General features: G+C 72.3%; 16 protein-coding genes. 5 read left to right on the top strand and 11 right to left on the bottom strand.

What is annotated here, in order from left to right:
• Positions 1-28 precede the first annotated feature (28 nt).
• Positions 29-1,474: an NAD-dependent malic enzyme gene (locus tag VF557_07055; protein ID HEX8079951.1), complete on the top strand. Its 1,446-nt coding sequence runs from the start codon at positions 29-31 to the stop codon at positions 1,472-1,474.
• A gap of 72 nt (positions 1,475-1,546) precedes the next feature.
• Here VF557_07055 and VF557_07050 read toward each other — a convergent pair whose 3' ends face one another.
• From VF557_07050 to VF557_07040, 3 genes are read right to left on the bottom strand one after another with little or no spacing between them, the layout of a single operon-like run.
• A complete protein-coding gene (locus VF557_07050; GenBank protein ID HEX8079950.1) occupies positions 1,547-1,894 on the bottom strand; it encodes a hypothetical protein in 348 nt (115 codons plus the stop codon).
• A gap of 40 nt (positions 1,895-1,934) precedes the next feature.
• A complete protein-coding gene (hisC, locus tag VF557_07045; GenBank protein HEX8079949.1) occupies positions 1,935-3,023 on the bottom strand; it encodes a histidinol-phosphate transaminase in 1,089 nt (362 codons plus the stop codon).
• A gap of 30 nt (positions 3,024-3,053) precedes the next feature.
• Positions 3,054-3,653, bottom strand: a complete 600-nt coding sequence (locus VF557_07040; GenBank protein HEX8079948.1) for a TMEM165/GDT1 family protein — start codon at positions 3,651-3,653, stop codon at positions 3,054-3,056.
• A gap of 84 nt (positions 3,654-3,737) precedes the next feature.
• On the opposite strand from VF557_07040, the gene VF557_07035 reads away from it, so the two are divergent.
• Positions 3,738-4,274 carry a DUF4446 family protein gene (locus VF557_07035; GenBank protein ID HEX8079947.1) on the top strand — a complete coding sequence of 179 codons (537 nt, stop codon included), beginning with the start codon at positions 3,738-3,740 and terminating at the stop codon, positions 4,272-4,274.
• Between the two features lie 55 nt (positions 4,275-4,329).
• Positions 4,330-5,283 carry a prephenate dehydratase gene (gene pheA, locus VF557_07030; GenBank protein ID HEX8079946.1) on the top strand — a complete coding sequence of 318 codons (954 nt, stop codon included), beginning with the start codon at positions 4,330-4,332 and terminating at the stop codon, positions 5,281-5,283.
• 29 nt (positions 5,284-5,312) lie between these two features.
• On the opposite strand, the gene VF557_07025 is transcribed toward pheA, so the two are convergent.
• From VF557_07025 to VF557_07015, 3 genes are all read right to left on the bottom strand, one after another.
• On the bottom strand, positions 5,313-5,636 hold the full coding sequence (locus VF557_07025) for a co-chaperone GroES (GenBank protein HEX8079945.1): 324 nt from the start codon (positions 5,634-5,636) through the stop codon (positions 5,313-5,315).
• A gap of 113 nt (positions 5,637-5,749) precedes the next feature.
• Entirely contained in the window at positions 5,750-5,974 is a 225-nt protein-coding gene (locus VF557_07020; GenBank protein HEX8079944.1) for a hypothetical protein, read from the bottom strand.
• 5 nt (positions 5,975-5,979) lie between these two features.
• Entirely contained in the window at positions 5,980-7,140 is a 1,161-nt protein-coding gene (locus VF557_07015) for an inorganic phosphate transporter (protein ID HEX8079943.1), read from the bottom strand.
• 221 nt (positions 7,141-7,361) lie between these two features.
• Here VF557_07015 and VF557_07010 point away from each other — a divergent pair, with 221 nt between their 5' ends.
• Positions 7,362-8,195: an HAD family hydrolase gene (locus VF557_07010; GenBank protein ID HEX8079942.1), complete on the top strand. Its 834-nt coding sequence runs from the start codon at positions 7,362-7,364 to the stop codon at positions 8,193-8,195.
• 31 nt (positions 8,196-8,226) lie between these two features.
• Here the strand turns inward: VF557_07010 and VF557_07005 are convergent, their stop codons facing one another.
• Together VF557_07005 and VF557_07000 are read right to left on the bottom strand one after the other, a co-directional pair.
• Positions 8,227-8,799 (bottom strand): bacterial proteasome activator family protein, encoded by a 573-nt coding sequence (locus VF557_07005; protein HEX8079941.1) that lies wholly within the window; start codon positions 8,797-8,799, stop codon positions 8,227-8,229.
• A gap of 70 nt (positions 8,800-8,869) precedes the next feature.
• Positions 8,870-9,859, bottom strand: coding sequence for an NAD(P)H-quinone oxidoreductase (locus VF557_07000; GenBank protein ID HEX8079940.1), 990 nt, complete (start codon positions 9,857-9,859; stop codon positions 8,870-8,872).
• On the opposite strand from VF557_07000, the gene hutH reads away from it, so the two are divergent.
• The gene (gene hutH / locus VF557_06995; protein ID HEX8079939.1) at positions 9,858-11,444 is read left to right on the top strand and encodes a histidine ammonia-lyase; all 1,587 of its coding nucleotides are present in this window, start codon (positions 9,858-9,860) and stop codon (positions 11,442-11,444) included. The genes VF557_07000 and hutH overlap by 2 nt on opposite strands.
• A gap of 16 nt (positions 11,445-11,460) precedes the next feature.
• Here the strand turns inward: hutH and VF557_06990 are convergent, their stop codons facing one another.
• The 3 genes from VF557_06990 to VF557_06980 are packed head-to-tail and all read right to left on the bottom strand — an operon-like array spanning position 11,461 to position 13,434.
• Positions 11,461-12,120, bottom strand: coding sequence for an aminodeoxychorismate/anthranilate synthase component II (locus VF557_06990; protein ID HEX8079938.1), 660 nt, complete (start codon positions 12,118-12,120; stop codon positions 11,461-11,463).
• A gap of 23 nt (positions 12,121-12,143) precedes the next feature.
• Positions 12,144-12,314: a hypothetical protein gene (locus tag VF557_06985; GenBank protein HEX8079937.1), complete on the bottom strand. Its 171-nt coding sequence runs from the start codon at positions 12,312-12,314 to the stop codon at positions 12,144-12,146.
• Between the two features lie 4 nt (positions 12,315-12,318).
• A complete protein-coding gene (locus VF557_06980) occupies positions 12,319-13,434 on the bottom strand; it encodes a class E sortase (GenBank protein HEX8079936.1) in 1,116 nt (371 codons plus the stop codon).
• Positions 13,435-13,469: the final 35 nt, after the last annotated feature.

Here is a 13,469-nt window from a genome sequence, read left to right as displayed (position 1 = left end):
CGCCGCAGCGTTTGAGACGATGACCGCCATGGCCATGCCTGATTCCGCCCGACCCCGTCCCGCGCCGACCTCGGCGTCCTACTCGATCACGGTCCGGCTGTACGCGGTCCCGGACTCCTCGGTCGTGGGCCGGCTGGCCACCGCGGTGTCCGAGGCCGGCGGGCTGGTGACGGCGGTGGACGTCTCGGAGTCCCGGCATGACCGGATCACCATCGACGTCACCTGCTCGGCGGTCAACGGCGAGCACTCCGAGCAGATCGTGGCCTCGCTGCGGGCGTTGCCGGGGGTGGAGGTGCACCGGGTCTCGGACCGCACCTTTTTGCTGCACCTGGGCGGCAAGATCTCGGTCGAGTCCAAGGTGCCCCTGAGAACCCGCGATGACCTGTCGATGGCCTACACGCCGGGCGTCGGCCGGGTCTCCCTGGCACTGGCCGCCCACCCGGAGGACGTCTCGAAGCTGACCATCAAGGGCAACTCGGTCGCGGTGGTCACCGACGGCTCGGCGGTGCTGGGGCTGGGCAACATCGGCCCGGGCGCCGCGCTGCCCGTGATGGAGGGCAAGGCGGCGCTGTTCAAGCGGTTCGCCGACATCGACGCCTGGCCGATCTGCCTGGACACCCAGGACGTCGAGGAGATCGTGCAGACCGTCCGGCTGATCGCGCCCGGCTTCGGCGGCATCAACCTCGAGGACATCTCCGCGCCGCGCTGCTTCGAGATCGAGGCCCGGCTGCGCGAACTGCTCGACATCCCGGTCTTCCACGACGACCAGCACGGCACCGCGATCGTGGTGCTGGCCGCGCTCACCAACGCGCTGCGCTGCGTCCACAAGGGGCTCGGCTCGATCCGGGTGGTGGTCGCCGGCGGCGGCGCGGCCGGCACCGCGATCGTGGACCTGCTGCTGGCCGCCGGGGTGCGCCACGTGCTGGTCTGGGACCGCGAGGGGGTGCTGTCACCGACCGACCAGAGCCTGAACCCGTCCAAGCTGGCGCTGGCGCACCGGACCAACCCCGAAGGCGTCACCGGTGACCTGCACGACGCACTGCGCGGGGCCGACGTGTTCATCGGGGTGTCCGCGCCGGGCGTGCTGCCGGCCGAGTGGATCGCCGACATGGCCGAGGACCCGGTGGTCTTCGCGCTGGCCAACCCCGATCCGGAGACCGACATCGACGCCGCCCGCCAGTACGCCACCATCCTGGCCACCGGCCGCTCGGACTACCCGAACCAGATCAACAACGTGCTGGCGTTTCCCGGGGTGTTCCGCGGCCTGCTCGACTCCCAGGCCAGCCAGGTGAGCACCGACATGCTGCTGCGGGCGGCCTCGGCGCTGGCCCACTGCGTCAGCGACGAGCAGCTCAACCCCGCCTACATCGTGCCGTCGGTGTTCGACCCGTCGGTGCCCACCGCGGTGGCGGCAGCCGTCCGGGAGGCGGCCAAGCCGCGGGAACGGGCTCGGGGCGACCGCGGCATGGAGTGAGCGCTCGTCTGCTGCGACGCGTATGCGTTGTGATCGCCGGGGCGGTCGAAATGCATACGCGTCCGCGACGTTCTACAGGCAGGCGTCCACCACGTCGCCGAAGCGGCTCACCATCTCCGAGATATCGGACTCGGTGGCGATGAACGGCGGCGCGAACAGCACGTGGTTGCCTAGCTTGCCGTCCACGGTGCCGTAGCCGGGGTAGAGCAGCAGCCCCTGTTTGAAGCCCTCGCCCTTGATCGCCGCCGACAGCGCGCCGCCGCCGGTGCGCGGCGCGTGGGTCTGGCGATCGGTGACGAACTCCACCCCCACGAACAGCCCCCGGCCGCGGATGTCGCCGACCGAGTCGGTGTCGGCGAAGCGCTGCGCCAGCTGCCGGCGTAGCTGGACGCCCCGGGCCCGCACCGCATAGAAATGCAAAGCACATCCAAGAATCTTGGACGGTGACTGCAGCGGTACCTCAGCCGGCGGGTGACCCGCGCAGCTCCATGGCAGCGGCCAGGAACTTGTCGTTCTCGGCGGCGGTTCCGATGGTGATCCGAACGCCGGAGCCGGCGAACGCCCGCACGATCAGGCCCCGGGCCTCGCAGCCGGCGCCGAACGCGGTGGCGTCCACGCCACCCTGCTCCGGCGGCCCCTCGGCCAGCCAGACGAAGTTGGCCTCGGAGTCGGGCAACTGGTAGCCGGCCGAGCGCAGCGCGCTGGTGACCCGGGACCGCTCGGCCACCACCTCGGCCACCCGGTCGGCAAGCTGCTGCCCGGCTTCGGGCTCCAGGCTGGCCAGCGCGGCGGCCTGCGCGACGTGGGTCACCGCGAACGGGACCTGGGTCTGGCGGACCGCCATCGCCACCGCCGGGTCCGCGGCCAGGCCGTAGCCGATCCGCAGGCCGGCCAGACCGTAGGCCTTGGAGAACGTCCGCAGCACCATCAGATTCGGGTAGCGCTCCAGCAGGCCGGTGCCGTCCTGCACCTTCTCGTCGGTAACGAACTCCCGGTAGGCCTCGTCCAGCACCACCAGCACGTCCGAGGGCACCTGGTCCAGGAACTCGGTGAGCTCCACGCCGGGCACCGCGGTGCCGGTCGGGTTGTTGGGGTTGCAGACGAAGATCAGCCGGGTCCGGTCGGTGACCGCGGCCGCCAGCGCCGGCAGGTCATAGACCTGCTCGCGCAGCGGCACCTGCACCGCCTGGGCCCCGGCGACCGCGGTGATGATCGGGTAGGCCTCGAAGGACCGCCAGCCGAAGATCACCTCATCGCCATGGCCGGCGGTGGCCTGCACCAGCTGCTGGCACAGCGACACCGAGCCGCAGCCGACCACCAGGTGTTCGACGCCGATGTCGAAGCGCTGTGACAGCGCCCGCAGCAGCTCGCTGGAATTGGTGTCGGGGTAGCGGTTGGCCTCGGCCGCCGCGGCGGTGATCCGGTCCAGCACGTGGGGCAACGGCCCGTAGGCGGTCTCGTTGCTGGCCAGCTTGATCGAACCGGGGACGTTGCGGCCCGGCACGTAGGCAGGCAGCGCGGCCAGAACCGGGCGCATCCGAACAGTCATGGGATAGAGGTTATCGCGCGGGCTGAGCGCTCAGCCCCGGATCGCGGCCACCGCCGCAACCAGGGCGAAGACCGTGAAGGCCACCGCGGCGATCCGGTGCACCAGCCGCAGCGGCACCTTGCGCAGGATGACCTTGCCGATCAGGACGGCGAGCGTGGCCACGCACAGCAGCGCCACGAAGGCTCCCAGGCCGGTGGCCACCGGCTGGCCGTAGCGCGCGACCAGGCCCGCGGTGGCCAGCTGCGAGGCGTCGCCCCACTCCGCGGCGAAGAGCACCCCGAAGGAGATGCCGAAGACCCGGCGGTCGCTCAGGCCCGGCTCGGCCGGGGCGTCGGCCGCCAGAGGCTCGTCCTCGGTGGCCACGCTCTCCCGGAACAGCAGCACCGCCCCGGCGGCGAACAGCAGCGCCACGACTGCCTCCAGGATCCGGGGCGGCAGCAGGTGCAGCAGGCCGCCTGCGGTGACGGCGAGCACGCACTGCAGCGCGAAGGCGGCGGCCGCGCCGGCCAGCACCGGCCGCCTGCGGTACCGGGTGGACAGCACCAGCGTGGCCACCATGGTCTTGTCGGGCAGCTCGACGAGCACGATCGCGGCGAAGGCGATGGCGAACGCCGCGAGGAAGGCTGTCATCTCGGAGTCCATTCTGCCCGGCGGGGGCGCCGGAGAGTGTCGGTGCGCCCGCCGGCGCCGGCTCAGGCCATACCCTGACCAGCGATGAGTACCTGGCTGGCGGTCGGCGCCGTGATCTTCGGACTGGCCGGCCTGGTGGCCGGCGTGCTGGCCCTGCGCACCCTCAGCAGGTTGCGGCGATCGGTGGCGTTGCTCTCTCGCGGCACGTCGGGCCGCGAGACCATCCTGGAGGTCGCCGACAAGCACATGGCCGCCAGCGAGGCGGTCCGCAAGGACATCCTGGAACTGCAGCGTGAACTGGCCGCGGCCCAGCAGGAGCTGGCGGCCGGGATGACGGCCGAGCGGCAGGCGCTGGCCGAGACCGTGCAGGGCCTGACCAGCTCGGTCGGCACGGTGCTGCGGCGGGTGGCCCTGGTGCGCTTCGACGCCTTCGAGGACCTGGGTGGGCGGCTGTCGTTCTCGCTGGCGCTGCTCGACGACGGCGGTAACGGCGTCACGCTGACCTCGATCGCCAGCACCTCCGACACCCGGCTCTACGCCAAGGCGCTGACCGCCGGCGTCGGCGAGCACCCGCTCTCGCCCGAGGAGGAGCAGGCCGTCAAGGCGGCGCTGGCCCGCTAGCGCCTGGCGCTCGCCGCGGAGTTCGGGCACCACCTCCGGCACTAAACTGCACGGCGTGCCACCCGCAAGCGCCGCCCCGCACGGGCCGTACGGCTTTCTCGGCCCCGAAGGCAGCTTCGCCCACGCGGCCGCCCAGGCGCTGGCCGGCGGCGCCGAGCTGGTGCCGCAGGCCAGCGTCGCCGAAGCCGTCGACGCGGTGCGCGCGGCCACGGTGGCCGGCGCGGTGGTGCCGCTGGAGAACTCCGTCGAGGGCTCGGTGCCGGCCACCTTGGACGAGCTGGCCGGAAACGGCTCGCCGCTGGTGATCGCCGCCGAGGCCTACCTGCCGGTGGTGTTCGACCTGCTGGCGCGCCCGGGAACCCGACCGGGCGACATCGCAGCCGTGGCCACCCACCCGCATGCCGCGGCGCAGGTGCGCCGGTACCTGCGGGCCCAGCTGCCGGCGGCGAAGGTGATCCCGGTGGAGTCCACCGCCGGCGGCGCCCAGGCGGTCGCCGACGGCCGCTATGACGCCGCGGTGGCCCCGGCGGCCGCGGGCCGGCGCTACGGCCTGGACAGCCTGGCCCACGACATCGCCGACAACCCCGGGGCGGTGACCAGGTTCGTCCTGCTGAGCAGCCCGTCGGCGCCGCCGCCGCCGACCGGCGACGACCGGACCACGGTGGTGACCTACCTCAAGGACGACCACGCCGGCGCCCTGCTCGAGATCCTCACCGAGTTCGCGATCCGGGGGGTGAACCTGACCCGCATCGAGTCCCGTCCCACCAAGGGCCGGCTGGGCCAGTACTGCTTCTCGATCGACTGCGAGGGCCACGTCGACGAGGCCCGGGTCGGCGACGCCCTGGCCGCGCTGCGCCGGATCTGCGCCGACGTGCGCTACCTGGGCTCCTACCCTCGCTCAGATGGCGCTGCCGGCCGGCGCGGTGAGATCCTGCGCGGGCGCGCCGACGCCGATTTCGAGGAGGCGGCCGGCTGGCTGGACCGGATCCGCGGCGCTGGGGCGGGGTAGCTGAAGCGGGGCAGCGGTCGGCACCGCCCTTACAGGTACAGGCCGGTGTTGGACTCGATCCGCTTGGCGGCGACCGCGTGGATGTCGCGCTCGCGCAGCAGCAGGTAGTCCTCGCCCGAGATCTCGACCTCGTGCCGGTCCTCGGGGCTGAACAGCACCCGGTCGGCCAGTTCGACCGAGCGGACGTGGTTGCCGATCGCCAGCACCTCGGCCCAGATCAGCCGCTTGGCGACCTGCGCGGTAGCCGGGATCAGGATGCCGCCGGAGGAGCGCCGCTCACCCTCCTCGGCCGAGACCCGGACCAGCACCCGGTCGTGCAGCATCTTGATCGGGAGCCGGTCTGACGTGGTCACGCCCGCTAGCCTAGATCGCCCGCACCGCTACGTGACCAGCACCGCTACCTGACCGGCACCGCTACGTGACCGGCACCGCTACCTGACCGGCACCGCTACGTGACCGGCACCGCTTACTTGGCCAGCACCGCCCACAGTCCGATCGCGATGGCGGCCAGCACCACCAGCAGGCAGCCGGCGGCCAGCAGCCGGGCCCCCACGGCAGGCTCGTCGGGCTGCTCGTCGGCGGTGGTCATGGATCGCACCGCGACCGAGAACAGCACCGTGATGCCGATCCCGGCCACCAGCGCCACCAGCGCAACGTTGCCCAACACCTCGAGATCCAGGTAACCGCTCATCGCGCTCAGCCCGCCGCCTGCTCCAGCACCGGGCGCTCGATGGCGTTGACCCGTCCGAAGCTGTCGGCGGGCTCGTTGACGTTCTCGGCGCCGACCGGGTTGCGCCGCGACCAGAGCCAGAAGCCCAGCAGCAGCGCCACCGCAACGACCGAGACTCCCACGATCGGCCACAATCCGCCGTCGACGACGATCAAGCAGATACCGGCAGCGATCAGGCCGGCCGCCGGCAGCGTCAGCAGCCAGGCGCCGAGCATCGAGCCCGCCACCCGCCAGCGGACGCCGGCGCCCCGGCGGCCGAGTCCGGAGCCCAGCACCGCTCCCGCGGTGATGTGGGTCGTCGACAGCGGCAGCCCGCCCTGGGCTGCGGTCAGCAGCACCGCGACGGCTGAGGTCTCGGCGGTGAAGCCCTGCGGCGATTCGATGCGGGTCAGCCGGTGACCCATCGTGCGGATCACCCGCCAACCGCCGAAGTAGGTGCCGGCGGCCAGCGCCACACCGCAGCTGACGATGACCCACATCGGCGGGTCCGCGCCCGGCCGGATCTGCTGGTCGGCGATCAGCGCCAGGGTGATGACCCCCATGGTCTTCTGCGCGTCGTTGGTGCCGTGGGCAAGCGAGACCAGCGAGGCCGAGGCCAGCTGGCCATAGCGGAAGTACCGGTGGCTGCGGGGCCGCTCGTCCGGCTTGGCGATCCAGTAGCTCAGCCGGGTCGCCAGCATCGCCACCAGGCCAGCCAGCACCGGAGCCAGCAGCGCCGGGATGATCACCTTGACGATGATCGACTGGCCGTGGATCGAGGACGTCCCGCCGGCGACCAGCGCGGCGCCGATGACCCCGCCGATCAGCGCGTGCGAGGACGAGGACGGCAGGCCGATGCTCCAGGTGATCATGTTCCACATGATCGCGCCGAGCAGGCCGGCGAACACGATCGGCAGCGTGATCACGCCGGAGTCGACGATGCCGCTGGCGATGGTCGCGGCGATCTTGATGGACAGGAACGCGCCGATGAGATTGAGGACGGCCGACAGCGCGACGGCGGCCTTCGGCTTCATCGCCCCGGTCGCGATGGACGTCGCCATGGCGTTGGCGGTGTCGTGGAAACCGTTGGTGAAATCAAAGGTGAGCGCGGCGGTGACAACGATGAGCAACAGGACGACATCGGACACGAGAAAGACGATTCACGACCACCCCACCTTTGGCAAACGTTCACCGGGAATTAACATACGTGTGTCCGGTTTGGGATTTCGGCGATGAGCCGGTGGCCTCCGACGCAGACGCGGGCGGCTCCTGCCGGCACGGCAAGTAGGCTGTGAGAAGTGATCCCGTCGCCCGCCGCCCCCGCCTTCCGGGCAGGCTCGCGCGCCTGCCAGATCGGGTCGGCCCGGTCGTGATCAAGCTGCTGGCCAGCGACCTGGACGGGACCCTGCTGCGCACCGACAACACCGTCAGCCAGGCCACCCGGGACGCCCTGGCCGCTGCCGAGGCGGCCGGGTTGATCGTCGCCTTCGTCACCGGCCGGCCGCCGCGCTGGCTGCACGAGGTGGCCGAGGCGACCGGCCACCGGGGAATCGCGGTGAGCGCCAACGGCGCACTGACCTATGACCTGCACACCGAGACCATCGTGGCCGAGCACCCGTTGCCGCCGGGGATGCTGGCCGAGGTCACCGGCGTGCTGCGGGCCAAGATCCCGCAGGTCCGCTTCGCCCTGGAGTACGGCCTGGACTTCGCCTACGAGCCGGAGTACCGCCATGACTGGGGGGTCACCCCGGAGACCGACCGCAACGGCCGCCGGCTACCCACCCCGGCCGCGGTGGAGCTGTCCGGGCTGCTGGACAAGCCGGCGGTGAAGCTGCTGGCCAGGGGCCGCGGCATGCCGCCGGATGAGTTCATGGACCTGGTCGAGTCGCTGGTGGGCGATCAGGTGACGGTGACCCGGTCCGGGCACTCGCCGCTGGTGGAGATCTCGGCCACCGGCATCACCAAGGCGTTCGGACTGGCCGCGCTGGCCGACTCGCACGGCGTCAGCCGGCACCAGATCGCGGCGGTGGGCGACATGCCCAACGACGTGCCGATGCTGGAATGGGCCGGCCAGTCCTACGCGGTGGCCAACGCCCATCCGTCGGCGCTGGCCGCGGCCGGCACCGTGCTGGCCGAGACCAACGACGAGGACGCCGTCGCCAAGCTGATCCGGACGCTGCTGGGGCCCGAGCGGTCGGGCTAGAGGTCGGTCGGGTTAGAGGCGGTCGGTCGGGCTAGAGGTACTGCCCGGTGCCGTGCTCGCCGTCGGGACGCTGCATCCCGGGCATGCCCACCGGGGCGCCCGGCCCGACCTGCCCCGGCAGGGCCCGTCCGCGCATCTGCTCGAGCTGGGCGCGGGCGGCCATCTGCTGGGCGAACAGGGCGGTCTGGATGCCGTGGAACAGGCCCTCGAGCCAGCCGACCAGCTGGGCCTGGGCGATCCGCAGCTCGGCCTCGCTGGGCACGTGGTCGTCGTCGAAGGGCAGCGTCAGCCGGTCCAGCTCCTCGCGCAGCTCGGGCGCCAGGCCCTCCTCGAGCTCCTTGATCGAGGACTGGTGGATCTCGCGCAGCCGGGTCCGGCCGGCCTCGTCCAGCGGCGCGGCCCGCACCTCCTCGAGCAGCTGCTTGATCATGGTGCCGATCCGCATCACCTTCGCGGGCTGCTCGACCTGCGACATCAGGTCGTGCTGGCGGTCCTCGCCATCCTCACCACCCGGCGGCAGCACCACCACCTGATCGACGGCAGGCTCCGATGCTGCCGCGGGCTGATCGCCGTTGGGGTAGGAACCTGTGTCGCCGCTGGTCATGAGCACATCCTGTCTGTGGAGATCGAGAAGATCGCTGGGCCCTGGCCTTCGATCCTAGAGGCGTGCCGGCTCACCCGGTTGCCAGCACCAGCTTGCCGATGTGCCCGCTGCTCTGCACGATCCGGTGCGCGTCGGCGGCCTGGGCCAGCGCGAGCACCTGGTGCACCACCGGACGGACCCGCCCGGCCTCGATCAACGGCCAGACCTGCGCCTGGGTGCCGGCCACGATCGCCGCCTTCTGCTCAGCAGGACGGGCGCGCAGGCCGGCGGCGTGCAGGGTGGCCCGCTTCTGCAGCAGGGCGGCCAGGTTCAGGGTCGCGGAGCTGCCGCCCAGCAGGCCGATGACCGCGATCCGGCCGCCGGTGGCCAGCACGTCGAGGTTGGGCTGCAGGTACTTGGCGCCCACGGTGTCGAGCACCACGTCGACCCCGACGCCACCGGTGTGCTCCCGGATCGCCGCCACGAAGTCGTCGTCGCGGTAGTTGACCGCCAGCTCGGCGCCCAGCTCGCGGCAGGCGGCCAGCTTCTCGGCAGTGCCGGCCGTGGTGAAGACCCGGCAGTCCTGGGCAGCCGCGAGCTGGATCGCCATGGTGCCGATACCGGAGCTGCCGCCGTGCACCAGAAAGCTCTCACCGGCAGCCAGCGCGGCTGCCGGCGCCCGGTCGAAGACCATCGACCAGACCGTGCAGGCCACCTCGGGCAGCGCGGCCGCGCTGATCAGGTCCAGCCCGGCCGGCACCGGCATCAGCTGCGCCGCGGGCACGCAGACCCGCTCGGCGTAGCCGCCGCCGGACAGCAGCGCGCACACCTCGTCCCCGACCTGCCAGCCGGTGACACCCTCGCCCAGCGCGGCGATCCGGCCGCTGCACTCCAGTCCCAGGATCTGTGACGCCCCGGCCGGCGGCGGGTAGTTGCCGGACCGCTGCAGCAGGTCGGCCCGGTTCACCGCTGTCGCGGCCACGTCCAGCAGCACCTCACCGGCAGCGGGCGCCGGGTCGGGCGCGTCCCCCAGCGACAGGACTTCCGGACCGCCGGGCCCCGATGCCAGCACCGCTTTCATGCCCCGAACCTACCCGGCGCCGCGGCTGGGCGAGAATGTCTGCATGACAACGGTGTCGGTGGGCCTGGGTCCCATCTCCGAAGCAGAACTGGTAGCCGTCGCCCGCGCCGGGGCCCCGATCGAGTTGAGCGCCGAGTCGCTGTCGGCGATCGCCGCCTCCCGCTCGATCGTGGAGTCGCTGGCCGATGACGTCGAGCCGCACTACGGCATCTCCACCGGCTTCGGGGCGCTGGCCACCAAGCACATCCCGCCCGATCGCCGCGCTCAACTGCAGCGCTCGCTGGTGCGCTCGCACGCCGCGGGCTCGGGCCCGGAGATCGAGGCCGAGGTGGTGCGGGCGCTGATGCTGCTGCGGCTGTCGACCCTGGCCACCGGTCGCACCGGCATCAGGGTGCAGACCGCGCAGACCCTGGCCGGCCTGCTCAACGCCCGGATCACGCCGGTGCTGCGCGAGTTCGGCTCGTTGGGCTGTTCCGGTGACCTGGCGCCGCTTGCCCACGTGGCGCTGGCGCTGATGGGCGAGGGCGAGGTGCGCGACGCCGGCGGGCGGTTGCAGCCGGCGGCTGAGGCGCTGGCCGCGGCCGGCATCGAACCGGTGACGCTGGCCGAGAAGGAAGGCCTGGCGCTGATCAACGGGACCGACGGGATGCTCGGGCAGCTGCTGCTGGCCTGCACCGACCTCGACCTGCTGCTGCGCACCGCCGACCTGACGGCGGCGATGTCGATCGAGGCGCTGCTGGGCACCGACCGGGTGTTCGCCGCCGACCTGCAGGCGTTGCGGCCGCAGCCCGGTCAGGCGGTGGCCGCGGCCAACATGCGGGCGTTGCTGGCCGCCTCGCCGATCGTGGCCTCGCACGCCGGGCCGGACTGCACCTACGTCCAGGACGCCTACTCGATGCGCTGCGCGCCGCAGGTGGCCGGCGCGGCCCGTGACACCCTGGCCCACGCCCGGCGGGTGGCCGGCTACGAGCTGGCCTCGGCGGTGGACAACCCGGTGGTCACCCTGGACGGCCGGGTGGAGTCCAACGGCAACTTCCACGGCGCCCCGGTCGGTTACGTGCTGGACTTCCTGGCGATCCCGGCCGCCGACCTGGCCAGCATGTCCGAGCGGCGGACCGACCGGATGCTCGACGTCGCGCGCTCGCGGGGGCTCAGCGCCTTTCTGACCGACGACGCCGGCGTGGACTCCGGGCACATGATCGCCCAGTACACCCAGGCCGCGATCGTCTCCGAGCTCAAGCGGCTGGCGGTGCCGGCCTCGGTGGACTCGATCCCGTCCAGCGCGATGCAGGAGGACCACGTCTCGATGGGCTGGTCCGCGGCACGCAAGCTGCGCCGGTCGGTGGACGGGCTGACCCAGGTGCTGGCCATCGAGCTGCTGTCCGCTGCCCGGGCGCTGGACCTGCGCCTGCCGCTGCGGCCCGGACCGGCCACCGGCGCCGTGCTGGACGCGCTGCGCGAGACGGTGCCGGGCCCGGGACCTGATCGGTACCTGGCGCCGGAGATCGAGGCGGCGGTGGAGTTCGTCCGGTCCGGGCGGGCCGTCGAGGTGGCCGACAAGGCGCTGGCCGAGCCGCTGCGCTGAGCGGCCCTGCGGCAGGTCAGACGGCGGAGCTGAAGGCCTGGCCGCGCAGGGTGTCCAGGCCGGCCCCGAGTTCGGAGACCCGGGCCCAGTCGACCTGGCCGCCGCAGCGGACCAGCCAGTTGGCCAGGATCCGGTGGCCGCCCTGGGTCAGCACCGACTCGGGATGAAACTGCACGCCCTCGATGGGCAGGTCGCGGTGCCGCACCGCCATCACCACCCCCGAGGCGGTCCGCGCGGTGACCTCGAGCTGCTCGGGCAGGGTGTCCTCGCGCACCGTCAGCGAGTGGTAGCGGGTCGCGGTGAACGGCGTCGGCAGCCCGGTCAGCACCCCGTCCCCGGTGTGCAGCACGTCGCTGGTCTTGCCGTGCAGCAGCTCCGGCGCCCGCTCCACCACGGCCCCGAACGCCACGCCGATCGCTTGATGCCCCAGGCAGACCCCGAGCACCGGTAGTTCGCCGGCCGCGGCGGCGCTCACCACGGCCAGGCTGACGCCGGCGTCCTCGGGCACGCCGGGGCCGGGCGAGATCAGGACGCCGTCGACGTCGAGGGCCAGCACCTCGTCGGCGGTGATCTCGTCATTGCGCCGGACCACCACCTCGGCGCCCAGCTGGGCCAGGTACTGCACCAGGTTGTAGACGAAGCTGTCGTAGTTGTCGATGACCAGGATGCGCGTCATGAGCACCAGTGTGCGCCTGTGCGCTACTCGCTGACGGTGGCGGGCCCGGTCAGCGGGTTGGTGGGCAGCCGTGGTTCGAGGTAGGGGAACACCACGAACAGCAGCAGGGCCGACACCAGGGTCACCAGCAGCAGCGCCTGGAACACCCGCAGGGCGGTGCCGCCGGGCAGTTTGCGCCATATCAAGCCGTACATCCGCCTAGATCGTCCCTCCGGGTAGTTCTGCGGGCAGCAGCGAGCCGGTGCGCGGCACCGCGCGGCTGAGTTGGGCGTGCACGACCAGCCGCTGGTCGGCGGAGTACTTGGGATGGCAGGTGGTCAGGGTCAGCAGCGCCCGGGTCGCAACGGCCCGCGGGTGGTTGGGCACCGGGTCGATCACGTGCACCGCTGCCGGGTGGACGATCTCGCGGCCGCGCACCCCCTGGCTGTCCGGCTTCGCCAGCGCGGCCGCGACGGCCGCCTCGCGCTTGTCGGGATCGGCCAGCTTGTTGGCCGCGAGGTAGGCCGACCGGCTGCCCAGGACGGCGTAGACGTACCAGTTGCGGGCGGTCTGCACGACGATCGAGTCGCCGGGGCGCAGCCTGTCCAGGTTGAGGAACGGCTGGCCCTTGCTGACCCGGTGCCCGGCGACGGCGAAGTTGCCCAGCTGCCCCGGCAGTTGGCTGTTGACGTAGTGGCCCGGGCCGGATTCGAGATGGCGGTCGCTGGTGCCCTGCACGACGGTCCGGACGTAGTCCTTGCCGAGCACCGGGATGTAGAGGTTGGCGAAGCCCTGCCCGGCCGGCAGCGCCACCTGCTTGGCGATCGGCAGGTTGCGCCGGTCCTGGCCCTTGAGCGGGTCCTGGCCGCGCGCCCAGGAGGTGATCAGCTGCTCGCGCACCTGGGCCTGCTTGCGCTCGGCGAACAGGTTGGAGACCCAGACCTCGTAGCCGAGGAACAGCAGCAGGACCACGCCGCAGGTCAGCAGCAGCTCGCCCAGGCCGCGGGCGACCCGGCGGCCCGGGCTGTCGCTGGAACGGCGGACGCCGCCGGGACCCTGGCCGACGCTCGGGCCGCCGACGTGGCTGGGGACGCCGGCATACTTCGGACCGCCGGTGCTGGGACTGGCGGTGCTGGGACTGGCGGTGCTGGGACTGCCGGCATAGCGCGGGCCGCCGGCGCCAGGAGGGCGAGCGTCCGAGCCGGGTCGATCCGGGGCGGGAAGGTCCGGGGCGGGTCGATCCAGGGCGGGAAGGTCCGGATGGCGGAAGTCGACATCAGGGAGGGTCTGGGCCGCGGTGGCGACTTTTCCGCCACCGCGGTGCTTGGCAGTCATCGGTTGGTCGAGCCCTTCTTTCTCCCCCGCTCCGC

Origin of the sequence: Jatrophihabitans sp., assembly GCA_036389035.1 — a bacterium.
Lineage (GTDB): Bacteria > Actinomycetota > Actinomycetes > Mycobacteriales > Jatrophihabitantaceae > Jatrophihabitans_A.
This window is presented reverse-complemented; position numbering and strand designations above follow the sequence as displayed.